A 23,337-nucleotide genomic window follows, 5' to 3' on the forward strand; every position below is an offset into this window, starting at 1 on the left:
GTCGCACGTCGCGATCGTGGCGGCTACGTGGAAGCGGCGCCGTCCGCCCACACGGCGGACGGCGCACTTTCGCAACACGCCCTAGATGACCAGGCTCAGCAGCGCCGCCACCACGAAGCCCGCCACCGACAGCACGGTCTCCAGGACCGTCCAGGACTTCAGGGTGTCGCGCTCCGATATGCCGAAGTACTTCGCGACCATCCAGAACCCGCCGTCGTTGACGTGCGAGGCGAAGATCGAGCCCGCCGAGATCGCCATGATGATCAGGGCGAGATGCGCCTGCGAGAGGTCCTGGCCCTCGACGAGCGGCACGACGATACCGGCCGTGGTGACGATCGCGACCGTCGCCGAGCCCTGGGCGACGCGCAGGACGACCGAGATCAGCCAGGCCAGCAGGATGACGGGCAGACCGACGTCGTTGAAGGTGTCGGCGAGGGCGTCCGCGATCCCGCTGCCCTTGAGGACCGCGCCGAACACACCGCCGGCGCCGACGACGAGCAGGATGTTGCCGACCGGCTTGAGCGAGGCGGTGGAGACCGTCTCCAGGGATTTGCGGGACCAGCCCCGCCTGATGCCCAGCAGGTAGTACGCGAGCAGCAGCGCGATCGTCAGCGCCACGAAGGGGTGGCCGAAGAACTCGATGACCGAGCGGCCCGTCGACGGGTCGAGGGCGATCGACGAGAAGGTCGCGAGGAGGATCAGGATCAGCGGGGTGCCGATGATGGCGAGGACCGTGCCGAGCGCGACCGGTGTCTCCCTGGGGGTGACCCCCGAGGCGCGCTGCTCGGCGGCGACCGCGGCCTTGGCCTCCTCCGCGGCCTCCACCATGTCCTGCGGGACGTCGACGAAGATGCGCTTCCCGATCCAGGCCGCGTAGGCCCACGCGGCGAGGACGGCCGGGACGCCGACGACGACACCCATCAGGATGACCCAGCCGAGATCCACCTTGAAGAGTCCGGCCGCGGCGACCGGGCCGGGGTGCGGCGGCAGGAAGGCGTGGGTCATCGAGAGGCCGGCGAGCAGCGGCATCGCGTACAGCAGGATCGATTTGCCGGACCGCTTGGCGGCGGCGTAGACGATCGGCGCGAGCACGAAGATGCCGACGTCGAAGAAGACCGGGATACCGAAGACGACGCCGGTGACGCCCATGGCGAGCGGGGCGCGCTTCTCGCCGAAGAGGTTCAGCAGCCGGGCGCTCAGCACCTCGGCGCCGCCGGACACTTCGAGGATCGCGCCGAGCATGGTGCCGAGTCCGATGATGATCGCGACATGGCCGAGGATGCCGCCCATCCCGGTCTCGATCATCGAGACGGCGGCGGACTTCTGGACCGTACCGAAGAGTTCGGTGACGGAGAGGCCCGCCGCGAGGCCGACGGCTATGGAGACGCCGAGCAGCGCCACGAAGGGCTGGAGCCTGACCTTGATGATCAGGAAGAGGAGCAGGACGATGCCGAGGGCGGCGACGGTCAGCAGACCGGCGGTGCCGTCGATCAGGAGCAGCAGACCGCCTGTGTGGGGCGGGGTCTCCGGTGGCGCGTCAGCGGCGAGCAGCATGGGGAGCCTCTGGTCGTGGGCATGGGGGGATCACGACACGGCGCCCGGTCGGCGGGCGCCGTGACGTAGGGCGGCGCGGGTACGCGTAAGTCGTTCAGCGGTGTGGGTTCCCGGTACGGGGACGAGGGGGACGGGCCGGGGCGACGGCTCAGCCGAGGACGGCCAGCGCGTCGATCTCGATCAACAGCCCCTTGGGCAGGCCCACATACACCGTCGTACGGGCGGCGGGCGCTTCCTTCAGACCCTGCTCGCCGAAGTAGGTGTTGTAGATCTCGTTCATCTCGGCGAAGTGGTCGACGTCGGTGAGGTAGACGCGCACCATCATGACGTCGTCCCAGCTCGCGCCGCCCTCCTCCAGGATCGCCTTGACGTTGGCGAAGGTCTGGAGGGTCTGCTCGCGCAGGGTCGGGCCCGCGACGGTGGGCGCCTGGCCCTCGACGGCCGGGAGGAAGCCCACCTGGCCCGCGACCTGGAGGATGTTGCCCTTGCGGACGCCGTGCGAGAACTTCGCCGGCGGCGTCGTGTGGGTCGACGGGGTCAGCGCGGTCTTGCCGGTCTTGGCGGTCGATCCGGTCTTGTCGGTCATGAAGCGTCCTTGCTGGGATAGGTGGTGCCGGAGTACTCCCCGCTGATCGCGTCGGCGGTACGACGCACCAGCGGGAGCAGGGTGAGGAGTTCGTCCGCGGTGACGACGACATTCGGCGCGGAGACCGACATGGCGGCGACGACCCGGCCGTCCGCACCGCGGATGGGTGCGCCGACACAGTTGATGGACTCCTCGTGGCCGCCGAGATCGGTGGCCCAGCCCTGTTCGCGTACGGTCGCCAGCTCCTTGAGGAAGGCGACCGCGTTGGGGCTCGAACGGGGCGTGTACATGGGGTAGTCGAGGCGTTCGGCGAGCGCGCGGCGCTCCGCCTCGGGGAGGTCGGCGAGCAGCAGCTTGGCGACGGCGGCCACGGTGATCGCCACCGGTTTGCCGATCCGCGAGTACATCCGGACCGGGTAGCGGCTCTCGACCTTGTCGATGTAGACGACTTCGCCGTCCTCGTACACGGCGAGATGGACGGTGTGGCCGCACTGGCTGTTGAGCGCGACGAGATGGGAGTGGGCGATGTCGCGCATGTCGAGATTCTCGACGGCCTCCTGGGCGAGCGCGAAAAGGCGTGCGCCGAGGCGGTAGCGGTTGTCCTGCTGGCGGTAGACGAGCCCGTGCTCATGGAGCGTACGGAGCAGCCGCAGCGCGGTGGACTTGTGGACGCCGAGCCGGTCGGCGACCCTCCCGAGGTCGGCGGGGCCCTGGGCCAGCAGCGGCAGAATGCTCAGTGCCCGGTCGACGGTCTGGCTCATGGGGTACGTACCTCCTGCTCCGTGGCCGCCGTCCACCCGGGGCCGAGACGAAGTGTGCCCCAGGCGGCGGGGTCGAGGTCCACGAGCCGGTCGGCGTCCGCCCGGGAGGGGGGTGTGCCGAGGTCTCCGGGGACGGTGAGGGTCGCCGCGGCCGTCAGGTGACCGTGCCGGAGCCGGGCGGCGGCGGGCAGACCGCGGAGGGTCGCGGAGAGGAATCCGGCGGCGAAGGCGTCCCCGGCGCCGACGGGCGCGACGACGTCGACGCGCAGCGCGGGTACGGACGTGACGGTGTCGGCGCCCCGGACCGCACCCCCGGCCACGCCACCGCCCTCCACGCCGCCGGCCACGCCATCGCTCCCCACGCCCCCGGCCGCACCGCCGTGCACGCTCTCGCCCGCACCGCCGTGCACGCTCTCGCCCGCACCGCCGTGCACGCTCTCGCCGGCGCCGCCCGCGTTCCGCTCGTACACCGTCGCCCCCGCGCTCCCCCGCTTCACCACCAGCGTCGCCGGCTCCGGGAGCGCGGCCCGGATCGCGTCCCCGCCGTGCAGGCCCCACGCCTCGGCCGCCTCGTCCTCACCGACGAAGACCAGATCGGCCCCCCGGGCGAGATCCAACAGGACGCGGGCGCCCGAGCCGTCGCGCCAGAGCCCCGGCCGGTGGTTGACGTCGAAGGAGAGCAGCGGGCGTCCCGGCGCGCGGGCGGTCAGCTCACGCATCAGGGCGAGGCAGTCGTCCGAGAGCGCGGCCGTGATGCCCGACACGTGCAGCACGCGCCCGGCCCACAGGTCGTCGTAGGACAAGGTCCCCGGCGCCATCGCGGAGGCGGCGGAGCCCGCACGGTAGTAGGCGACCTCGTGCGCGTCGGTGGCCCGGTCCGTCGCCGTACGGAAGTAGATGCCGGTGGGCCGGTCCGGGTCGCGGCGTACGCCCGAGGTGTCGACCCCGTACGCGGCGATCGCGTCCACGAGATGATCGCCGAAGCCGTCGGCGCCGACCCTGCTGACCCACTTGACGGTGTGCCCGGCGGCGGCCAGCGCGCAGGCGACATTGGACTCGGCGCCGCCGATCGTACGGGCGAAGGAGGGGACGTCGGCGAGGCGGCCCGGGAGCGAGGGCAGGAAGGTGACCATGGATTCACCGAGGCAGACGACATCCACGCCGGGGTGGAGGTCCGTGTCTACGGTTCCGGTCACTCTGGGGCTCCTCGCCGCTCGACCGGCCTGGGCCGGTCACCGTGACGGGTCACCATTGACCCGCTGTCGGCTCGGATGTTAGACAGCCCTCAGCGATATGCGCAATGGCCATTGCGTGTACTGCAACGAGCTGCAATGAGATCGACATAGGGGAGGCTCCATGGCCGCCGGCCGACGAACGGACGGGCTGAACGGGATGGACGAGCCGGACGGGCTGGACGAGTCCAGCGGGCTCGGCGGGCTCGGCGGGCTCGGCGGGCTCGGCGGGATCAGCGACCTCAAGGGACTCGAAGGGCTGAGCGACGAGCGCGTCGACCACCGCTTCAAGGCCCTCCCCCCGGACGCCGACGGCCTCACCGTCGGCGCGCTCGCCGCCGAGCGCCGCTCCCTGTTCACCGGTGGCTTCACCACCCCGGTCCTCGCCCTCTCCGCCGAGTCGGTCGAGCACAACCTCGCGCTCCTGGAGACCTACTCCGAGCGCCACGGCCTCGCCTTCGCCCCGCACGGCAAGACCTCCATGGCGCCGCGGCTCTTCGCGCGTCAGCTGGAGCGCGGCGCCTGGGGCATCACCGCCGCCGTGCCCCACCAGGCCCGCGTCTACCGCGCGTTCGGCATCCAGCGGATCTTCCTCGCCAATGAAGTGGTCGACGCGGCGGCGCTGCGCTGGCTCGCCGCCGAGCTGGACCGCGACCCCGGCTTCCGCTTCGTCTGCTACGTCGACTCCGTGCGCGGTGTCGAGCTGATGGACGAGGCCCTGCGGGCCGCCGGGGCCGGCCGCCCGGTGGAGGTCGTGGTCGAGCTGGGCGCCGGCGAGGGGGCGCGTACCGGCGCGCGTACGGAGGCGGAGTGCGCGGCGGTCGCGGACGCGGTGGCGGCCGTACCGACCCTGCGGCTGACCGGGGTCGCCGGCTACGAGGGCGAGGTGCCGGGAGCGGACGGCGGAACGGTCCGCGCCTGGCTGCGCCGGCTGGTCGCGCTGGCGGCGGAGTTCGACGCGGCGGGGCGGTTCGGGGACACGGACGAGATCGTGGTCAGCGCGGGCGGCAGCGCCTGGTTCGACGCGGTCGCCGATGTCTTCGCGGAGATCCCCGCCCTCTCCCGGCCCGTGCTGAAGCTGCTGCGCTCCGGCGCGTACGTCTCGCACGACGACGGCCATTACCGCCATCTCACCCCCTTCAACCGCGTCCCCGAGGAGGGGTCCCTCCAGCCCGCCTTCCGGCTCTGGGCGCAGGTCGTCTCCCGTCCGTCCGCCGGGCAGGCGTTCGTCAACGCCGGGAAGCGGGACGCGGCGTACGACCTCGATCTGCCGGTGGCGCGAGTGGTACGGGACGGCCGCACCGGCGAGATCCGTCCGGCGACGGGGATCACGGTGACGGGTCTGTCCGACCAGCACGGCTGGCTGACCACCACGCCGGAAGCCGCCCTGGAGGTCGGCGACTGGGTGGGGATGGGGCTGTCCCATCCCTGTACGTCGTTCGACAAGTGGCAGCTGATCCCGCTGGTGGAGGCGGACGGCACGGTCACGGACCTCATCCGCACGTTCTTCTGACCGCCGCCCCTCCGCCAACCTCCGCCTGCCAACCTCCGCCTACGGACCTCCGACCTCCGATCACCGACTCCGAGGGGCCTTCGCACATGGATCTCGTCATTCGCGACGTACGGGTCGTCGACGGCACGGGCGGCCCTTCGTACCGCGCCGATGTCGGAGTCGAGGGCGGCCGTATCGCGGCGATACGGCGCGAGGGCGAGCCGCGCCCGTCCGGCGCCCGCGTCCTGGACGCCGCCGGGCTCGCCCTCTCCCCCGGCTTCATCGACATGCACGCCCACAGCGATCTCGCCCTGCTGCGCGACCCCGACCACTCCGCGAAGGCCGCGCAGGGCGTCACGCTCGAAGTGATCGGCCAGGACGGGCTGTCGTACGCGCCCGTGGACGACACGACCCTCGCGCAGGTCCGGCAGGCGATCACCGGCTGGAACGGCGACGGTTCGGACATCGACTTCGACTGGCGGACGGTCGGCGGCTATCTCGACCGGCTCGACCGCGCCTTCGAGGGCCAGGGCTTCGACGGCGGGGGCATCGCCGTCAACGCCGCGTACCTGATCCCGCAGGGCACGGTCCGCATGTACGCGGTCGGCTGGGACGACCGGCCCGCGACGGACGCCGAACTCGCCCGTATGAAGCGGCTGGTGGCCGAGTCGATGGAGCAGGGCGCGGTCGGGATGTCCTCGGGGCTGACCTACACGCCCGGGATGTACGCGAACGACTCGGAGCTGGCCGAGCTGTGCCGCGTGGTGGCGCGGTACGACGGCTACTACTGCCCGCATCACCGCTCGTACGGCGCCGGCGCGCTCCGGGCGTACGAGGAGATGGTGACGCTCACCCGGGACGCGGGCTGCGCCCTCCATCTCGCCCACGCCACCATGAACTTCGGCGTGAACAAGGGCAGGGCGCCCGAGCTGCTCACGCTGCTCGACGAGGCCCTGGACGCGGGCGCGGACATCTCGCTCGACACGTACCCGTACACCCCCGGGTGTACGACGCTCGTCGCGATGCTGCCCAGCTGGGCGAGCGAGGGCGGCCCCGACGCGATCCTGGAGCGGCTGCGCGACGAGGCGACCGCCGAGAGGATCCGCCACCACATGGAGGTCATCGGCGCGGACGGCTGCCATGGCGTGCCCATCGAGTGGGACACCATCGAGATCTCCGGTGTCTCGGCGCCCGGTCTCGCGGACCATGTCGGCAGGACGGTCGCGGACTCGGCGGCGCGGGCGGGCGAGGCCCCGTGGACCACGGCCCGGCGGCTGCTGATCGAGGACCGGCTCGGCTCGACGATCCTCCAGCACGTGGGACACGAGGAGAACGTCCGGCAGATCATGCGCCACCGCGTCCACACGGGCGGCAGTGACGGCATCCTCCAGGGCGCGAAGCCGCATCCGCGCGCCTATGGCACGTTCCCGCAGTATCTGGGCCGGTACGCACGGGAGTTGGGCGTCCTGACCCTGGAGGAGTGCGTGGCCCACCTCACCGCCCGCCCGGCCGCCCGGCTCCGGCTCCCCGACCGGGGCCTGGTCCGCGAGGGCTACCGCGCGGACCTGGTCCTCTTCGACCCGGACACCGTCGCCGCGGGCTCCACCTTCGAGAAACCGCGCACGCCGCCGGTGGGCATCCCGCACGTACTGATCGACGGCCGGTTCGTGATCGAGGACGGCCGCCGCACCAACGTCCTGGCGGGCCGCGCGGTACGCCGTTCGAAGCGATGAGCCGCCCACGCGCGCCGCGGCCCGGCCCGGCCGCGCCTCAGACGGCCACGAGCGTCACGCGCGCCCCACAGAGCTTCGACATGTCATCCACATCCGAGGTGAGCAGCACCACCGGACCGGGCTGATACATCGCGGTGACGGCGACCATCGCGTCGATGGCGTACGTGCGTCCGTGCAACCCGGTCGCCCGGAGCAGCTGAGCGGCTTCCTTGGACCACCCCACGCTCAGCGGCTCCAGGCGCACTTGAGAGAGCACGTAGTTCCAGCGAGCGTGCTTGATACGCCCATGCTGGACCTCGATGAGCGTCGCACCGCTGACAACACGGTCCGCGCCACGGTCAACCGCGGACCGCACCAGATTCATCACAGCCCGGTCCTGCTCCAGGTAGAGCGAGAGCCCTTGGCTGTCGAGCACCAGACTGCCCCCACCCGTCAGACGGCCTCGCGCCACTCCCCCTCCCGGTGCTCGGCCCGCGCCCAGACGTCCGCGGCTTCCTGCTTCTCCACGGGGGTGAAGGCGCCACGCTCGCGCTCGTACTCGTCCAGATACGCCAACGTGGCCTGATTGCGCAGATGTTCCTCAACGGCCGCGGCCACGATGGCGGACACACCACGACCACCCGCGCTGTCGCGCAGTGCCCGCACAGTGCCCTCGGGCAGCGACACGCTGATGGCCTTCGCCGGCCCTTCACCGATTCCCGGTCCCGTTCGCTCATCCATGAGGGCGCGTTCAACAAACGGTTTCTTAAAGGGCCCGGTCTCCACGACCCCGCACGCGGCCGTCGCGGCGCGGAGCCCTTCCCGGCGCGCCGGGATCGCGCTCAGGCCGAGGCCAGGCGCAGCACCAGCGCGGCGACGGCGAGCAGGAAGAGGACGACGACCGGCGCGATCGCGTAGTCCTTGGCCCGCAGGTGCGTGACGGCGGCGCCGATGAAGTAGAGGGCCACGCCGATCGCGGCGGCGGCGCCGAGCAGCGGCACCCAGAGCCCGGCGACCAGGCCGACGGCGCCCGCCGCCTTCAGCGTGGCGAGGCGCGGCAGCCAGCTCTCGGGCACGCCGAGGCCGAGCATCGAGCCGACGATCTTCTCCTGCCGGGTGAAGGTACCGACGGCGGAGCCGGTCAGGGCGACGGCGAGCAGGATGCCGACGACGGCATAGGCGATGAACACGATGACCTCTCGGAAGACGTAGGCGGCAACCGCCGACCGCGGGGCGCGGGCTCATGAGGACCGGCCGGGCGGGGCGGGCAGGGCAGAGCTGCCACCGGCCGGGACCCGGCCGATTCCTTCAGTACCTTACTTTAAGTAAGTGAGGATGACCAGACCCTCGCACCACCCTGCACCCACCACGGCGGGCACCGGGACGTCAGCGCGAATGCGCGCGATCGAACACCACACACGTTCGCAAGATTGCGTTTCAAACACACGTGATGTTCAATATGGGGCATGAGTGCAGACCGACGCACCGGCCACGGCCGGTGTCACCGTGCGGAAGGTGCGACCGCGTGACCGACACGGTCCTCTTCGACCTGTTCGGCGTCATCGCGCGGCAGCAGTCCCCGGCGGGGCGGGACCGGCTGACCGCGACGGCGGGCGTGCCCGCCCCGGCGTTCTGGGAGACCTACTGGGCGCTCCGTCCCCCCTACGACCGCGGCGAGCTGACCGGTCCCGACTACTGGCGCCGAGCGTCCGGTCTCCTCGGCACCCGCTTCGACGACCGCCGGATCGCCGCTCTCGTCGAGGCCGACATCGCGAGTTGGAACGCCGTCGACGACGACATGGTGGCCCTGGTCGGCGGGTTGGCGGCGGCCGGCCGGCGGATCGCGCTGCTGTCCAACATCCCCGAAGAGCTCGCCGTTCACTACGAGGAACACCACCGCTGGCTGAAGCACTTCGAGGTACGCGCCTTCTCCTGCCGCATCGGCCGCGCCAAGCCGGAGCCGGGGGCCTACGCATGGTGCCTCAGCGCCCTGGGCCTCGAACCCGACCGCGTCCTCTTCGTCGACGACCGCGACGAGAACATCAGGGCCGCCCGGACCATCGGCATGCACGGCCACCTCTTCACCACCCCCGCCCGGCTGAGGGAGACCCTCGCCCAGCGGGACGCCGCCGGGCCGCGATCGTGAGCGGCACGCTCTCCCGGCCCGGCCCCGTCCCACCCCATGAGCGCAGAGGTCCCGGCTCCTGACATCCGGGGCCTCTGCTTCTTCCGCGCGCCGTTCGCGGTGCGGTGAGGGGGGCGAAGTGGTTCGGACGTGGCCAAAACCACCGAGCACCCCCGCCCCCGGCGCCGTAAGGTGGCCGCCATGCAGGTCATCCAGTCGACGAAGCTCGCCAACGTCTGTTACGAAATCCGGGGCCCGGTCCTCGATGAGGCGATGGCGCTGGAAGCAGCGGGCCACCGCATCCTCAAGCTGAACACCGGCAACCCCGCGGCCTTCGGCTTCGAGTGCCCGCCGGAGATCCTCGAGGACATGCTCCGCAATCTGTCCGGCGCCCACGGCTACGGCGACGCGAAGGGGCTGCTGTCCGCGCGGCGCGCGGTGATGCAGCACTACCAGACCAAGGGCATCGAGCTGGGCGTCGAGGACATCTACCTCGGCAACGGCGTCTCCGAGCTGATCCAGATGTCGATGCAGGCGCTGCTGGACGACGGCGACGAGGTGCTCGTACCCGCGCCGGACTATCCGCTGTGGACCGCGTCGGTCTCGCTCGCGGGCGGTACGGCCGTGCACTACCGCTGCGACGAGCAGGCCGACTGGATGCCGGACCTCGCCGACATCGAGCGGAAGATCACCGATCGGACCAAAGCGATCGTGATCATCAATCCGAACAATCCGACCGGCGCCGTGTACGGCGAGGAGATGCTCGGCGCGCTCACCGAGATCGCCCGCCGCCACAACCTGATCGTCTGCTCCGACGAGATCTACGACCGGATCCTCTACGACGGCACCACGCACACCCCGACCGCCGCCGTCGCGCCCGATCTGCTCACCCTCACCTTCAACGGGCTCTCCAAGAACTACCGGGTGGCCGGGTTCCGCTCCGGCTGGCTGGCGGTCTGCGGGCCCAAGGCGCACGCCGCGTCGTATATCGAGGGGCTGACGATCCTGGCCAATATGCGGCTGTGCGCCAATATGCCGTCGCAGCACGCGGTGGCCACGGCGCTGAACGGCCGGCAGTCGATCCAGGATCTGGTGCTGCCGGGCGGCCGGATCCTGGAGCAGCGGAACACCGCGTACGAACTGCTCACCTCGATCCCGGGCGTGACCTGCGTCAAGCCCAAGGGCGCGCTCTATCTCTTCCCCCGCCTCGACCCCAAGGTCTACAAGATCAAGGACGACCGGGAGATGGTGCTCGATCTGCTGCGCGCCGAGAAGATCATGGTCGTGCACGGTACGGGGTTCAACTGGCCGGAGCCGGACCACTTCCGGATCGTGACACTGCCCGCGGCCCAGGATCTGGCCGACGCGGTGACCAGGATCGGCACGTTCCTGGAGGGGTACTCGCAGCCATAGCCCGGCCATGGCCCGCGTCCGGGCTCATCGGCTCCGGCGATCACCGACGGTATTCGCCGGACTGCACTCAACTTTAGACTGAATCCAAGGTAGGATGGTCTCCTGACCATGCCAGGAGGCCCTCCTATGTACGAGCCGATCCGTACCAAGTCGGTCCACGCGCTGGCCGACACCGCCGACTTTCCCCACCGCACCCGCGAGGAAGAGCTGAACATCCAGCTCGCCGGGCATCTCTCCGCGCTGCTCGCCGTCACGGACGAGCTGGGTCTCGACGAGGCCGCCGAGTCCATCGCCGCGCAGATCGCCAGGCTGCGCGGGGCCCCGCCGGCCCGGCACGCGGCGCTCACCGGCGCCGATCCGGCCGCGCTGCACCGCCGCGCGCTCGCCCTCGCGGGCCGCGCCCTGGTCGTCGCCGCCTCGCGCGCCGACACCGCCGCGGCGATCCTCTCCGCCGAGCGCATGGACGCGCACACCGCCGCGCTGCGCGAGCCGCGGCTCGTCGCCGCCCTCTGACGGCCCCGGTCCACGGGCCGCGGAGGCGCGCGGACCGGGCGCCACATCCGCCGGGGATGAACGGATCCCTCCGGTTCCGCACCGGGATGGGCCCTTCACCTTACGTACATCCAACTCACCCCAGAACATAGGCTTCTGGGAGCACGCTTCCCTCGTGAAACGCATCGTGGGAATCGTTCTGGCGGTGCTGCTGATCGGCGGCGTGGCAGCGGCCGTCGTGGCAGGCCGGGAAGACGCGGGAACGCGCACAGGAACGGGCACGGCAACGAAGACCGTGCGGGGTGTGATCGGTTCGGAGAAGAGCGAGTTCTTCGCCGATCCCGAGGTGGTGAAGGCCCTGGCGGACAAGGGCCTCACCGTCAGGACGGAGACCTCGGGCTCCTGGGCCATGGAGGAACTGCCCCTCGAAGGCTACGACTTCGCCTTTCCCGCCTCCGAGGCCCCGGCCACGGCGCTGGACACGAAGTACAAGGTGCCGGGCAGCCCGCTGCGGCCCTTCTACTCGCCGCTGGTCGTCGTCGCGCACCGCCCGGTCGCCCAGGTCCTGGCGCGCAACGGGCTGGCCGCCCTCGGCGGGAAGCCGGGCGCGGCAGCGCGCGGCACGCTCCGGATGGGCCCGTTCCTCGACGCGGTCCGCGCGGACCGCACCTGGCAGCGGCTCAAGGGCGCCTCGGCGCACGCCGAGCTGAACGGGACGGTGTTCATCAGCAGCACCGACCCCGAGACCTCCAACTCCGGCGCGCTCTATCTCGCCGCCGCGTCCTTCGTCGCCAACGGCGGACTCGTCACCGACGCCGCCGGGGTCGACCGTACGGCGCCGCTGCTCAGAAAGCTGATCGCGCCGCAGGGCGCCCAGCAGACCAGCTCCGACGCGCCGTTCCGTGACTTCATCAGCGGCGCCGGCAATCCGCTGGTGCTGGTGTACGAGTCGCAGGTCGCCTCGCTGCTGCTCCAGAAGCAGGACGTCGGGGACCTGGTGGTGCTCTATCCGGACACCACGGTCAACAGCGCCCACACGCTCGTCCCGCTCACCGGCGAAGGCCGCGCGCTCGGCGAGCTGCTCACCACCGACACACGGCTGCGCGAGCTGGCGGTACGCCATGGCTTCCGCCCGCAGGGAGCGGCGGCCGAGTTCACCGCGGCGACCGCGGCCCACACGGACTATCTCAACCAGACGCTGGCCGGCGTCCACCAGGCGCCCGTGCCCACCACCGAGTGGCTCCAGGCGATGGCGCGGCGGAGCCGGTCGTGATGCCGCCCTACCCGGCACCCGCACATGCTCAGGCACCGGCACCGGCACCGGCACCGGCACAAGCTCAGGCGCCGGCACCGGCACCGGCACCGGCACCGGCACAAGCTCAGGCTCGGCTCATATCCAGGGGGACCAGATGACCACAGACAACACGGCGGGCGCGCCGAGCGAGCTGATTCTCACGCCGCCCGAGCCCGTCGCCCCGGTACGCACCGAACAGGCGGCGGGGCTGGTACCGATCGACGCCTCCGTACGCGACGAGATGACCCGGCGCGCCACGGACTACGTCGGCTCGCTCGCCGGTCTCGACGCGCGCTCGCCGGAATTCACCACGCGCGTTGGGGAGATCGCGGCCCTCGGCTCCGGTGAGATCCGCGGCGCCGCCCAGCAGTCCAACCGCATGCTGGACCGTACGGTCCGCTCGCTCGCGTCCGGCGGCGAGGACGCGCAGTCCCGGGTGTCGTCCTCGCTCGTCGAACTGCGCCGTACGGTCGAGGACCTGGACCCGCGCGACACCCCGGGCAAGGGCGCCCGCAAGCTCCTCTCCAGGCTCCCCGGCGGCAACAGGCTGCGCGACCACGCCGCCAAGTACGCCTCCTCGCAGGCCACCTTGAACCGGATCGTCAGCTCGCTCAGGGGCGGCCAGGACGAACTGCGGCGCGACAACGCCGCGCTGCACACCGAGCGCACCCGCCTGTGGGAGACCATGGGCAAGCTCCAGGAGTACGCGGTCCTCACCGACGCGCTCGACACCGCGGTCGAGGAGCGCGTCGCGGCGGCCGACCTGACGGACCCGGCGCAGGCCGACGCGCTGCGCGCCGATGTCCTCTTCCCCGTCCGGCAGAAGCACCAGGACCTGCTGACCCAGCTCGCGGTGTGCGCGCAGGGCTATCTGGCGATGGACGTCGTACGGCGCAACAACGAAGAGCTGATCAAGGGCGTCGACCGGGCCGCGACCACCACCGTCTCGGCGCTGCGGATCGCCGTGATGCTGGCCTCGGCCCTCGACAACCAGCGCAAGGTGACCGAGCAGGTGAACGTGTTGCGCTCGACCACCGAGGACTTGATCCGGGGCAACGCGGAGATGCTCGCCACCCAGAGCGGGGAGATCCAGCGCATCGCGGCGGACCCGGCGGTCGGGGCGGAGACGCTGCGGTCGGCGTTCCAGCAGATCTACCGGACGCTGGACGCGATCGACACGTACAAGATCCAGGCGACGGAGTCGATGGCGACGACCGTGGAATCACTGACGGCGGAGCTGCGGACCGCGAGCACGCATCTGGAGCGGACCCGGTCCGCGGGCGCGCTGGAAGGCGGTCCGCAGTGACGGGAAGACGGCCTTCGGGGAGACGGCGGCCGAGGCTGACGGCCGCGCTGATCGCGGCGCTGCTCACCGCGACCGCCACCGTCACCGCCTGCTCGCCGGGCGGCGGTGCGAAGGATCCCCGGAACGACGGCGCGGACACCGCGTACCACCCCGGCACCCTGCGGGTGCTCGCCTCCAGCGAACTCGCCGACATGCGGGGCGTGCTGGACGAGGCGGAGCGGAAGACCGGGGTGAAGGTACGGCCCACCTGGACCGGCACGCTGGACGCCGCCGAGCTGATCGCGTCCGGCAAGGCGGACGGGAAGTACGACGCGGTGTGGCTGTCGTCCAACGACTATCTGCGGCTGCACCCGGGCACGGCCGAGCGCCTCACCAACGAGACCTCGGTCATGTCCTCCCCCGTCGCCCTCGGCGTCAAGGCGGCCACGGTCGCGCGGCTCGGCTGGCGGCCGGACGAGGTCACCTGGTCACAGGTGCACCAGGCGGTGCGGGCGGGGAAGCTGACGTACGGGATGACCGACCCCGTACGCTCCAACTCCGGTTTCTCCGCGCTGATCTCGGTGGCCTCCGGGCTGTCGGGCGCGCAGTCCGCGCTGACGGACGCGGATGTGCGCCGGGCAGCGCCCAAGCTGGAGGAGTTCTTCACCGGGCAGAAGCTGACCTCCGGTTCCTCCGGCTGGCTGGCGACCGCGTACACCCGGCGCGGCAGCGTGGACGCACTGGTCAACTACGAGTCGGTGCTGCTCTCCATGAACCGCGACAGCCACACCGGACTCACCGTGATCCGCCCGAAGGACGGCGTGGTGACCGCCGACTACCCGCTGACGCTGCTGACGTCGGCGCCCCAGGAGGCGCGGGAATCCGGCCAGGCGCTCACCTCGTATCTGCGCGGCCCCGAAGCACAGCGGGCGCTGACCGAGGAGACGTTCCGCCGCCCGGTCGTCCCGTCGGTGAAGCCCGCGGCGGGTCTCGGCACCGAGAAGCGGCGCGAACTGCCCTTCCCCGGCTCGCGTTCGGTCGCGGACGGGCTGCTCGACGCGTACGAGAACCAGCTGCGCCGGCCCTCGCGCACCGTGTACGTACTGGACACCTCGGGCTCGATGGAGGGCGAGCGGCTGTCCCGGCTCAAGGCGGCGCTGGCCGGGCTCACGGGCACGGACGACTCCGCGACCGGGGAGCGCTTCCGGGACCGGGAGGAGGTGACGCTGATGCCGTTCGGCTCGTCGGTGAAGCGGATCCGTACGCATACGGTGGACCCGGGCGACCCGGCCACCGCGCTGGACGGGATCCGTGCGGACGCCGGTTCGCTGACCGCGTCCGGCGACACGGCGATCTACAGCAGCCTGCGGGAGGCGTACGCGCGGCTGGGCGCGGGCGGCGCCGACGCCTTCACCTCGATCGTGCTGATGACGGACGGCGAGAACACCGCGGGCAGCGGTCCCGGCGACTTCGACGCCTTCTACGCGGGGCTGCCGGAGGACCGGCGGGCCACGCCCGTCTTCCCGATCCTCTTCGGCGACTCGGACCGCGCGGAGCTGGGGCATATCGCCGAACTGACGGGCGGGCGGCTGTTCGACGCGACGCGCGGCTCGCTCGACGGGGCCTTCGAGGAGATCCGTGGCTACCAGTAGATTCCTCAGGTACGTGGAGTCCCGGAAGAACCTCACCGGCAGCGCGGCGGGGCTGGCGGGACTGGCCCTCACCTTCACCGGACTCGCGGGCGCGTACTGGCCGGTGGTCGTCGCCGGACTGTACGGCGCGGGTGCGCTGCTCGCCCCGCCCGAACGCCCCGACGCGCCGCCCTTCACCGACCCTTCCGAGCAACTGGACGAGCTGCGCGGCGACTTCGAGCAGCTCATGGCCTATCTGGGCGAGGTGGACCTGCCTCCCGCGGCGGCGGGCCGGCTGACGGAGCTGACCGAGACGCTGGCCGCCCTGCTGGAGCCCGGCTGGGTCACGGACGCCCTGGCCGTGGACCCGGAAGCGGTCCACACCCTGTCCAGGGCGGTCCGCCAGGACATCCCGGAGTCGGTGGACACCTTCGTCCGCACCCGCTGGTGGACCCGCCTCCAGCCGGGCACCGAGCCGCCGGAACGCCACCTGGAGCGCCAGCTGACGGTGCTGCACGACGAGGCACACGCGCTGGCGACGGCACTGCGTGAGGCGGAGTCGCGCAGGCAGGAAACGCACACGCGGTACTTGGAGGACCGGGGCAAGCACTGACGTACCCCCGGAGCCGTGCGGGGGCTCCGGGGGTACGGGTCGACGGGTACGGGTCGATGGGTACGGGTACGGGTCGACGGGTGCCGGTATACGCGTCGCCACGGATACCGGCGGGGCCGCCGTCAGCCCAGGCGCTCGACCAGGGCGTGGTACTCGTCCCACAGTTCCTTGGGCGCGTGGTCGCCGAAGGTGTTGAGGTGCTCGGGGACGAGAGCCGCCTCCTCGCGCCAGACCTCCTTGTCGACCGAGAGCAGGAAGTCCAGCTCGGGTTCCGACAGCGCCAGGCCGTCGGTGTCCAGGGCCTCCTTGGTCGGCAGGATGCCGATCGGGGTCTCGACGCCCTCCGCCGTGCCCTCCAGCCGCTCCACGATCCACTTCAGGACGCGGCTGTTCTCACCGAAGCCGGGCCACACGAACCGGCCCGCGTCGTTCTTGCGGAACCAGTTCACGTAGTAGATCTTCGGCAGCTTCGACTCGCGGCCCTCCCGCGCGGCGTCCGAGCCGACCTTGACCCAATGGCCCATGTAGTCGCCCATGTTGTAGCCGCAGAACGGCAGCATGGCGAACGGGTCGCGGCGCAGCTCGCCGACCTTGCCCTCGGCGGCCGCCGTCTTCTCGGAGGCGACGTTGGCTCCGAGGAAGACGCCGTGCTGCCAGTCGAAGGACTCGGTGACCAGCGGTACGGCGGAGGCGCGACGGCCGCCGAAGAGGATCGCCGAGATCGGGACCCCCTTGGGGTCCTCCCACTCGGGCGCGATGATCGGGCACTGCCCGGCCGGGACGGTGAAGCGGGCGTTGGGGTGGGCGGCGGGCGTGCCGGACTCCGGTGTCCAGTCGTTGCCCTTCCAGTCGGTGAGGTGCGCGGGCGGCTCCTCCGTCATGCCCTCCCACCAGATGTCGCCGTCGTCGGTGAGCGCCACGTTGGTGAAGACCGAGTTGCCCCACATGGTCTTCATGGCGTTGGCGTTGGTGTGCTCGCCGGTGCCGGGCGCGACACCGAAGAAGCCCGCCTCGGGGTTGATCGCGTAGAGCCGCCCGTCCTCGCCGAACCGCATCCAGGCGATGTCGTCGCCTATGGTCTCCACGGTCCAGCCGGAGATGGTGGGCTCCAGCATGGCGAGGTTGGTCTTGCCGCACGCGGAGGGGAAGGCCGCGGCGACGTACTTCGACTCGCCCTGCGGGGGCGTGAGCTTGAGGATCAGCATGTGCTCGGCGAGCCAGCCCTCGTCACGCGCCATGACGGAGGCGATACGGAGCGCGTAGCACTTCTTGCCCAGCAGGGCGTTGCCGCCGTAGCCGGAGCCGTACGACCAGATCTCGCGGGACTCGGGGAAGTGCGAGATGTACTTGGTGGAGTTGCACGGCCACGGCACATCGGCCTCGCCCTCGGCGAGCGGCGCGCCCAGCGTGTGGACCGCCTTCACGAAGAAGCCGTCGGAGCCCAGCTCGTCGAGCACCGGCCGCCCCATGCGGGTCATGGTGCGCATGGAGGCCGCGACATACGCGGAGTCGGTGATCTCGACGCCGATCGCGGAGAGCGGTGAGCCCAGCGGTCCCATGCAGAACGGCACGACGTACATCGTCCGGCCGCGCATCGAGCCGCGGAAGACGCCGTCGTCCCCCGTGAAGATCTCGCGCATCTCCGCCGGCGCCTTCCAGTGGTTGGTCGGGCCCGCGTCCTCCTCCTTCTCGGAGCAGATGAAGGTGCGGTCCTCGACGCGTGCCACGTCGGACGGGTCCGAAGCGGCGTAGTAGGAGTTCGGCCGCTTGACCGGGTCGAGTTTCGTGAAGGTGCCCTTGGCGACGAGCTCCCCGCACAGGCGCTCGTACTCGCTTTCGGACCCGTCGCACCAGACCACCCTGTCCGGCTGCGTGATTCCTGCGATCTCGTCGACCCAGGAGATCAGCTCCTGGTGGTTGGTGGGGACGGTGCTGGTGCTGGTGCTGGGAGCCGCGATGTCGCGCGCCACGATCGCTCCTTGATGAGGGTTCTTTGAGGTTGTGCCCCTTGGGGGCTGCGACCCGGATGCTTCGTAGCCGCTCATCCGGTGCCGACCGCACTCATTTGATCATCCGACTGATCCGCCCATCTGTCCAGAGGGCCTCACACGTGAGCATCGCCACTCGCAGGGCACGCTTACGTCATCTCGACGGCACGCACTGGGCACCCCGGATCTTTCGTACCAGGGCGTAACTTACGGCCCCGTAGGTAGCATGAGCTCATGACTAACGCCGCTCCCGATCCGCTCGACAGCTCCCCGCGGACAGACCTCCCGCACTCGGAAGGGGGGCCGGTCGAGATCCAGCTGCCGAGTCCGGTCAAACCGAAACTGCGCGGCTGGCTGCACGCGGGGATGTTCCCCGCCGTGCTGATCGCGGGGCTGGCCCTGATCGTCCTGACCGACTCGACCCGCGCGCGTGTCGCGTGCGGTATCTACGTCTTCACAGCGTGCCTGCTCTTCGGCGTCAGCGCGATATATCACCGCGGCACCTGGGGCCCACGCGGCGAGGCCGTCCTGCGCCGGCTCGACCACGCCAATATCTTCCTGATCATCGCGGGCACGTACACCCCGCTGACCATGCTGCTGCTGCCCGACTCGACCGGCCGGACCCTGCTCTGGGCCGTGTGGGCCGCCGCCGCCGCGGGCATCGCCTTCCGGGTCTTCTGGGTCGGCGCGCCGCGCTGGCTCTACACCCCGTGCTATATCGCGATGGGCTGGGCCGCCGTCTTCTTCCTGCCCGACTTCATGCGCGCCGGCGGGATCGCCGTGCTCGTGCTCGTGGTCGTCGGCGGGCTGCTCTACAGCGCGGGCGGCGTGATCTACGGACTGAAGCGCCCCAACCCGTCACCGCGCTGGTTCGGCTTCCACGAGGTGTTCCACTCCTTCACCCTCGCCGCGTTCGCCACGCACTTCGTCGGCATCTCACTGGTGGCGTACCAGCACTCCTGACGGACGCGGATCCCGGACCGCACAGGGTCCGGGAGCCCCGGGATGCCCGACAATGAGAAGCATGGCCGCCCTCTCTCACACCCCCCTCACGGCGCAGCAGCCCCAGCTCGGCCTGCGTGAACGCAAGAAGCTCAGGACCAGGACCGCGATCCGCAGGGCCGCCTTCGGGCTGATCGCCGAGCAGGGGTACGAGGCGACGACCATCGAGCAGATCGCGGAGGCGTCGGAGGTCTCCCCGTCCACCGTCTTCCGGTACTTCCCGACCAAGGAGGACATCGTCCTCACCGACGACTACGACGCGGTCGTGGCGTCCGTACTGCGCTCCCGGCCGGCCGGTGAACCCCCGCTCGAATCCATCCGGTTCCTCCTCGACCAGACGCTCCAGTCCATCCTGGCCACCGAGTACGACGAGGCGATACAGCGTACGAAGCTGATGGTCGAGGTCCCGGCCGTCCGCGCCAGGATGACCGAGACGATGGCGGAGTCGGCGAAGCTCCTCGGCGATGTCCTCGCGGAGCGCACCGGCCGCGCCCCCGACGACCTGGAGCTGCGGCTCTTCATCGCGGCCATGCTGAGCGTGGTGCGCGAGGTCACCCTCTACTGGGGCGAGCACGGCAACCAGGACGATCTGCGCGTCCTGGTGGGCCACGCCCTGGACAGCGTCGCCGACGGACTGCGTCTCTGACCGGTACGGGGTCCGGTACGGGGTCCGGTACGGGGTCCGCCCCGGACGGACCCGCCGACCGATCCCACCGCTCCAGGACGCGGTCTGCGCGATCGACGCCGCGCACGAGCGGGAGGACTCGGTCCTCGCCCGTGGCCGATCAGCACGGTCTGACCGGCAGGGAGTTACGGACGTTGACGTCCTTCCGCGGCCTTCCTCAGCGGAAGCGGGGCGTCAGCGTCAGACGCGCCGTGATCGTCTTCGGGCGCTGGTACGCGTGCAGGGCCAGCGTGCTGAGGTCCGTGCCGTGGCCCGACGAACCCCGGCCGCCGTGCGGCAGCTCCGCCGTCTGGACGAGATGGCAGTTGAGCCACGCCTCGCCCGCGTTCAGCCGGGCCGCGAGGTCCAGGCCCGCCGCCACGTCCCGGGTCCATACGCTGGCGGCCAGGGCCTGCGGCACCTCGTTCGCCAGCGCCACGGCCTCCTCCACGCTGTCCGCCGCCTGCACCGTCAGCAGCGGGCCGAACACCTCGTCCAGCACCGCCGGATCGTCGTCCGGCAGATCCGCGAGCACACACGTGGGCCGCCAGAAGCCGTCCTCCTCGCCGGTGCCGGGCGCGCTCTCGCCCGTCGCCATCACCACCGCCGTCGAGGAGGCCATGAGCAGGTCGTAACGCCCCATCTGGTCCGGGTTGTTGAGCGGACCGAAGTCCCGGCCCGCCCGGCGTTCCCCCATCGCGTCGGCGAGCAGGGACACGGCCGACTCGTAGTTCTCGCGGAGCGTGATCACCCGCGCCGGGACGGCGCAGCTCTGGCCCGCGTTGTACGTGGTCGCGAGCGCCAGCTCCGACCAGGTGTCCTCGGGGGCGTCCGGCAGGACGACGACCGGGCTGTTGCCACCCAGCTCCAGGCTGACGCGCCGGGTGCCCGCGCGCGCCGCCACATCGGCCCCGGCCTCCGCGCTCCCGGTGAAGGCGACCATGTCGACCGCGCTCGCCACGAGCAGCCGTCCGGTCTCCCGGTCGCCGGGCAGGGTCTGGAGGACCGCCTCGCCCAGTGCCTCCGCGGCGTGCTCGGCGAGCAGCAGCAGTGAGTCGGGGGTGGTCTCGGCGGGCTTGACGACGACGCTGTTCCCGGCGGCGAGCGCGGGCGCGCAGCGCCAGGTGGCCATCATCAGCGGGTAGTTCCAGGGGACGACGACCCCGGCCACACCGAGCGGCTCCCAGCGGACCCAGCTCTCGTGCCCGGCGACGAAGCCTCCGGCGGCGGGGGCGGGCTGGGTGCGCGCCGCCCAGGCGTAGAAGCGGAAGAGGTCCGCGGCGTTCGCCACCTCGCCCGCCGCCTCGTGCGCCGGCTTGCCGGTGCCCGCACGCTCCAGAGCTGCGTACGCGTCGGCGTGCTCCTCGATCAGCCCGGCGAGCCGGTCGAGCGCCCGGGATCGCTCCCTCGGGGTGCGCGCCCGCCAGCCGTCGAAGGCACGGCGGGCCGCGCGGACCGCGGCGGCGACCCGCGGGCCACGGGCGACGGGCGAGCTGCCGCGTATCCGTCCGGTACGCGGGTCGATGAGCGGCACGGTGGCGTCCGGCTCGGTGGCGTCCGGCTCGGTGGCGTCCGACGCCTCCGCCCAGAGGTACGCATCGGCGTTCGGCTCGGTGAACGGCTCGGTGTTCGGCTCGGTGTTCCGCTCGGCGGTCAAGGAGTCCTCCATCAGCTGACGTCGTAGGCGCGCAGCCACAGTTCAAGGGTGAGCACGAGCCAGAGTTTGCCGCCCTGCCTGGGCAGCAGCGTGCCCTCTCCCCGCATCCACGCGCGCACCGTGTCCGGCCGGAACAGCCCGCGGGCGCGCGCCTCGCGGCCCAGCAGCAGATCGCCCGCCAGCTCCCGCAGCGGTCCGCCGAGCCACTGCTGCACCGGCACCCGCATACCGCTCTTCGGCCGGTCCACGACCGTGTCCGGCAGCAGATCCCGTACGGCCTCCTTCAGCACCCACTTCTCGGCCGCCCCGTGCAGCTTCCACCGGGGCGGCGTGGCGAAGGCGTGGTCCACCACCCGGCGGTCGAACAGCGGGGCGCGGCCCTGGATCCCCTGGGAGGCGGTGAGCCGTTCGACCTTGGTGAGGATGTGATGCGCGCCCTTGGTGCGCAGATTGCAGTGCAGCAGCTGGTTGAGCAGGTGGTCCATCCTGCCGTCCCGGGCCGCGGGCCGCAGATACGGGGCGACGAACCGCTCCGGGGCCGGCGCGGCGGCCAGGGCGTCCAGCGCGTCGGCGGTGAGCAGCTCGGGCAGGTCGGTGAAGCATTTGCGGTACGAGCGCAGGTACGCCGTCTCGCGCGCGTCCTCGGCGTCGCCGCCCGCCACCTCGCCGCGGTGCATCTCGTACACCAGCATGGGCAGGTTCTTCGGCCCGCCGAACACCGGGTCGCCGCCCTCCCCGTTGAGCACGACCCGGGGCCCGTCGCCCGCCACGGCCTCGGCGAGCATCAGATTGGGCACGGTCAGCGGATCGCCGACGGGGCTGTCGAGCAGCGCGGCGGCCTCCGCGAGCCGCGCGGCCACGGCGTCGCCTGACACGGTGAGGACGCGGTGGCGGGTGTGGCAGTGCTGGGCGACCAGGCCGGAGTAGCCCAGCTCATGGGGGAGTTCGTCGCCGAAGCTGATGGAGTACGTGTGCACGGGATGGGCGTGGAGTTTGGCGGCGAGCGCGGTCACCAGCGAGCTGTCGACCCCGCCGGAGAGCAGCACGCCCACGGCCTCGGCCTCCGGCAGCCGGCGTGCCGTCGCCTCCTCCAGCAGCGCGCGCAGGCGCAGGGCGTGGCTCTCGGGCGCCGCGCCGTCGTCCTCGATCAGCTCCTGGGGCTCCCAGTAGTGCTCCTCCGTGACGGCCCCGTCCACCGCGAGCCGCAGACAGCGCCCGGGGAGCACTTCGCGTACGCCGCGCAGCAGCGTCTCCTCGCCGGGGAGGTAGGCGAAGGTCAGGAAGGAGCGTACGGCGGCCAGTTCGAGACCGGTGCCGAGCGCGGGCCAGCGGCGCAGGGCGCGCAGCGAGGTGGACGCGGCCCAGCAGCCGTCGGCGCGGGCGTAGAACAGCGTGCGGGCGCCCATGTGGTCGCGGATCAGGACCAGTTCCCCGGTGTCGTGCACGGCGAGCGCGAACATGCCTTCCGCCGCCCGGATCCCGGCGGCGCCGAGCCGTACCCAGCAGCGCAGCAGCAGCTCACCGTCCGGGCAGCCCGGCGGGGCGGGGGCCCCGGCGCCGACGAGCGCCGCGAACAGCTCGGGCCGGTTGTGGAGGGTGACCTCGCCGACGGCGGTACGGCCGTACGCGGTGAACGGGCCGGTGGCATGGCCCGGTTCGTCCCGGACCAGCGCCGCGCCCGGCAGACCGGCGCCCACGGCGGCGCCCATCGCCGCGAGATGTTCCGCCGCCCGTTCGGGTGTCGCCGCCAGGCAGGCGCAGAAACGCGCCATGGCCGCCCCCTCCTCTCGGTTCCTTCTCGGTCCTTCTCAGTCGTACTCGGTCCTTCGCGGTCCT

Annotated in this window: 21 protein-coding genes; 11 read left to right on the plus strand and 10 right to left on the minus strand. The window is 71.6% G+C overall.

Features of this window, described 5'->3' with window-relative positions; genetic code table 11:
* Positions 1 to 81 precede the first annotated feature (81 nt).
* The 4 genes from ACIOGX_RS24435 to ACIOGX_RS24450 all read right to left on the minus strand — a co-directional run bounded on the left by ACIOGX_RS24435 (position 82) and on the right by ACIOGX_RS24450 (position 4,097).
* Positions 82 to 1,554 (minus strand): gluconate:H+ symporter, encoded by a 1,473-nt coding sequence (locus ACIOGX_RS24435; RefSeq protein WP_356514415.1) that lies wholly within the window; start codon positions 1,552 to 1,554, stop codon positions 82 to 84.
* 148 nt (positions 1,555 to 1,702) lie between these two features.
* A complete protein-coding gene (locus ACIOGX_RS24440) occupies positions 1,703 to 2,140 on the minus strand; it encodes a RidA family protein (protein WP_356514413.1) in 438 nt (145 codons plus the stop codon).
* On the minus strand, positions 2,137 to 2,901 hold the full coding sequence (locus tag ACIOGX_RS24445; RefSeq protein ID WP_356514411.1) for an IclR family transcriptional regulator: 765 nt from the start codon (positions 2,899 to 2,901) through the stop codon (positions 2,137 to 2,139). The genes ACIOGX_RS24440 and ACIOGX_RS24445 overlap by 4 nt, the downstream gene beginning before the upstream one ends.
* Positions 2,898 to 4,097 carry a sugar kinase gene (locus ACIOGX_RS24450; protein ID WP_401916172.1) on the minus strand — a complete coding sequence of 400 codons (1,200 nt, stop codon included), beginning with the start codon at positions 4,095 to 4,097 and terminating at the stop codon, positions 2,898 to 2,900. Before ACIOGX_RS24450 ends, ACIOGX_RS24445 begins: the two co-directional genes overlap by 4 nt.
* A 160-nt stretch (positions 4,098 to 4,257) precedes the next feature.
* Between ACIOGX_RS24450 and ACIOGX_RS24455 the strand changes: the two genes are divergently transcribed.
* Both ACIOGX_RS24455 and ACIOGX_RS24460 read left to right on the plus strand, forming a co-directional pair.
* A complete protein-coding gene (locus ACIOGX_RS24455; RefSeq protein WP_401916175.1) occupies positions 4,258 to 5,646 on the plus strand; it encodes an amino acid deaminase in 1,389 nt (462 codons plus the stop codon).
* 86 nt (positions 5,647 to 5,732) lie between these two features.
* Positions 5,733 to 7,358, plus strand: coding sequence for an amidohydrolase family protein (locus tag ACIOGX_RS24460; protein WP_401916178.1), 1,626 nt, complete (start codon positions 5,733 to 5,735; stop codon positions 7,356 to 7,358).
* Between the two features lie 37 nt (positions 7,359 to 7,395).
* Here ACIOGX_RS24460 and ACIOGX_RS24465 read toward each other — a convergent pair whose 3' ends face one another.
* The 3 genes from ACIOGX_RS24465 to ACIOGX_RS24475 form a co-directional block, all read right to left on the minus strand.
* Positions 7,396 to 7,809, minus strand: a complete 414-nt coding sequence (locus ACIOGX_RS24465) for a DNA-binding protein (protein WP_401916181.1) — start codon at positions 7,807 to 7,809, stop codon at positions 7,396 to 7,398.
* Positions 7,791 to 8,078: a hypothetical protein gene (locus ACIOGX_RS24470; protein WP_401916184.1), complete on the minus strand. Its 288-nt coding sequence runs from the start codon at positions 8,076 to 8,078 to the stop codon at positions 7,791 to 7,793. The genes ACIOGX_RS24465 and ACIOGX_RS24470 overlap by 19 nt, the downstream gene beginning before the upstream one ends.
* Positions 8,079 to 8,179: 101 nt before the next feature.
* Entirely contained in the window at positions 8,180 to 8,527 is a 348-nt protein-coding gene (locus ACIOGX_RS24475; protein WP_356514401.1) for a DoxX family protein, read from the minus strand.
* Positions 8,528 to 8,862: 335 nt separating this feature from the next.
* Here ACIOGX_RS24475 and ACIOGX_RS24480 point away from each other — a divergent pair, with 335 nt between their 5' ends.
* The 7 genes from ACIOGX_RS24480 (at position 8,863) to ACIOGX_RS24510 (ending at position 16,190) form a co-directional block, all read left to right on the plus strand.
* Entirely contained in the window at positions 8,863 to 9,483 is a 621-nt protein-coding gene (locus tag ACIOGX_RS24480) for an HAD family hydrolase (RefSeq protein ID WP_401916187.1), read from the plus strand.
* 180 nt (positions 9,484 to 9,663) lie between these two features.
* Positions 9,664 to 10,875, plus strand: coding sequence for a pyridoxal phosphate-dependent aminotransferase (locus ACIOGX_RS24485; protein ID WP_356514397.1), 1,212 nt, complete (start codon positions 9,664 to 9,666; stop codon positions 10,873 to 10,875).
* Positions 10,876 to 11,001: 126 nt separating this feature from the next.
* A complete protein-coding gene (locus ACIOGX_RS24490) occupies positions 11,002 to 11,388 on the plus strand; it encodes a hypothetical protein (protein WP_356514395.1) in 387 nt (128 codons plus the stop codon).
* A 127-nt stretch (positions 11,389 to 11,515) separates the two neighbouring features.
* Complete coding sequence (locus ACIOGX_RS24495) at positions 11,516 to 12,640, plus strand: hypothetical protein (protein ID WP_356514713.1); 1,125 nt, start codon at positions 11,516 to 11,518, stop codon at positions 12,638 to 12,640.
* A 136-nt stretch (positions 12,641 to 12,776) separates the two neighbouring features.
* Positions 12,777 to 13,967, plus strand: a complete 1,191-nt coding sequence (locus ACIOGX_RS24500; protein ID WP_356514393.1) for a toxic anion resistance protein — start codon at positions 12,777 to 12,779, stop codon at positions 13,965 to 13,967.
* Positions 13,964 to 15,598 carry a substrate-binding domain-containing protein gene (locus ACIOGX_RS24505; protein WP_401916191.1) on the plus strand — a complete coding sequence of 545 codons (1,635 nt, stop codon included), beginning with the start codon at positions 13,964 to 13,966 and terminating at the stop codon, positions 15,596 to 15,598. Before ACIOGX_RS24500 ends, ACIOGX_RS24505 begins: the two co-directional genes overlap by 4 nt.
* Positions 15,585 to 16,190, plus strand: a complete 606-nt coding sequence (locus tag ACIOGX_RS24510) for a hypothetical protein (protein WP_356514389.1) — start codon at positions 15,585 to 15,587, stop codon at positions 16,188 to 16,190. The genes ACIOGX_RS24505 and ACIOGX_RS24510 overlap by 14 nt, the downstream gene beginning before the upstream one ends.
* Before the next feature lie 122 nt (positions 16,191 to 16,312).
* On the opposite strand, the gene ACIOGX_RS24515 is transcribed toward ACIOGX_RS24510, so the two are convergent.
* On the minus strand, positions 16,313 to 18,160 hold the full coding sequence (locus ACIOGX_RS24515; protein WP_401916194.1) for a phosphoenolpyruvate carboxykinase (GTP): 1,848 nt from the start codon (positions 18,158 to 18,160) through the stop codon (positions 16,313 to 16,315).
* Positions 18,161 to 18,412: 252 nt separating this feature from the next.
* On the opposite strand from ACIOGX_RS24515, the gene ACIOGX_RS24520 reads away from it, so the two are divergent.
* Both ACIOGX_RS24520 and ACIOGX_RS24525 read left to right on the plus strand, forming a co-directional pair.
* Positions 18,413 to 19,141: a hemolysin III family protein gene (locus ACIOGX_RS24520; protein WP_356514381.1), complete on the plus strand. Its 729-nt coding sequence runs from the start codon at positions 18,413 to 18,415 to the stop codon at positions 19,139 to 19,141.
* 61 nt (positions 19,142 to 19,202) lie between these two features.
* On the plus strand, positions 19,203 to 19,826 hold the full coding sequence (locus tag ACIOGX_RS24525) for a TetR/AcrR family transcriptional regulator (protein WP_401916197.1): 624 nt from the start codon (positions 19,203 to 19,205) through the stop codon (positions 19,824 to 19,826).
* 196 nt (positions 19,827 to 20,022) lie between these two features.
* Here ACIOGX_RS24525 and ACIOGX_RS24530 read toward each other — a convergent pair whose 3' ends face one another.
* Both ACIOGX_RS24530 and ACIOGX_RS24535 read right to left on the minus strand, forming a co-directional pair.
* The gene (locus ACIOGX_RS24530; RefSeq protein ID WP_401916200.1) at positions 20,023 to 21,513 is read right to left on the minus strand and encodes an aldehyde dehydrogenase family protein; all 1,491 of its coding nucleotides are present in this window, start codon (positions 21,511 to 21,513) and stop codon (positions 20,023 to 20,025) included.
* Positions 21,513 to 23,273, minus strand: a complete 1,761-nt coding sequence (locus ACIOGX_RS24535) for an asparagine synthetase B family protein (protein ID WP_401916203.1) — start codon at positions 23,271 to 23,273, stop codon at positions 21,513 to 21,515. The genes ACIOGX_RS24530 and ACIOGX_RS24535 overlap by 1 nt, the downstream gene beginning before the upstream one ends.
* Between the last annotated feature and the right edge of the window lie 64 nt (positions 23,274 to 23,337).

This window comes from Streptomyces sp. NPDC088147 (assembly GCF_044741565.1).
Taxonomy (GTDB): domain Bacteria; phylum Actinomycetota; class Actinomycetes; order Streptomycetales; family Streptomycetaceae; genus Streptomyces.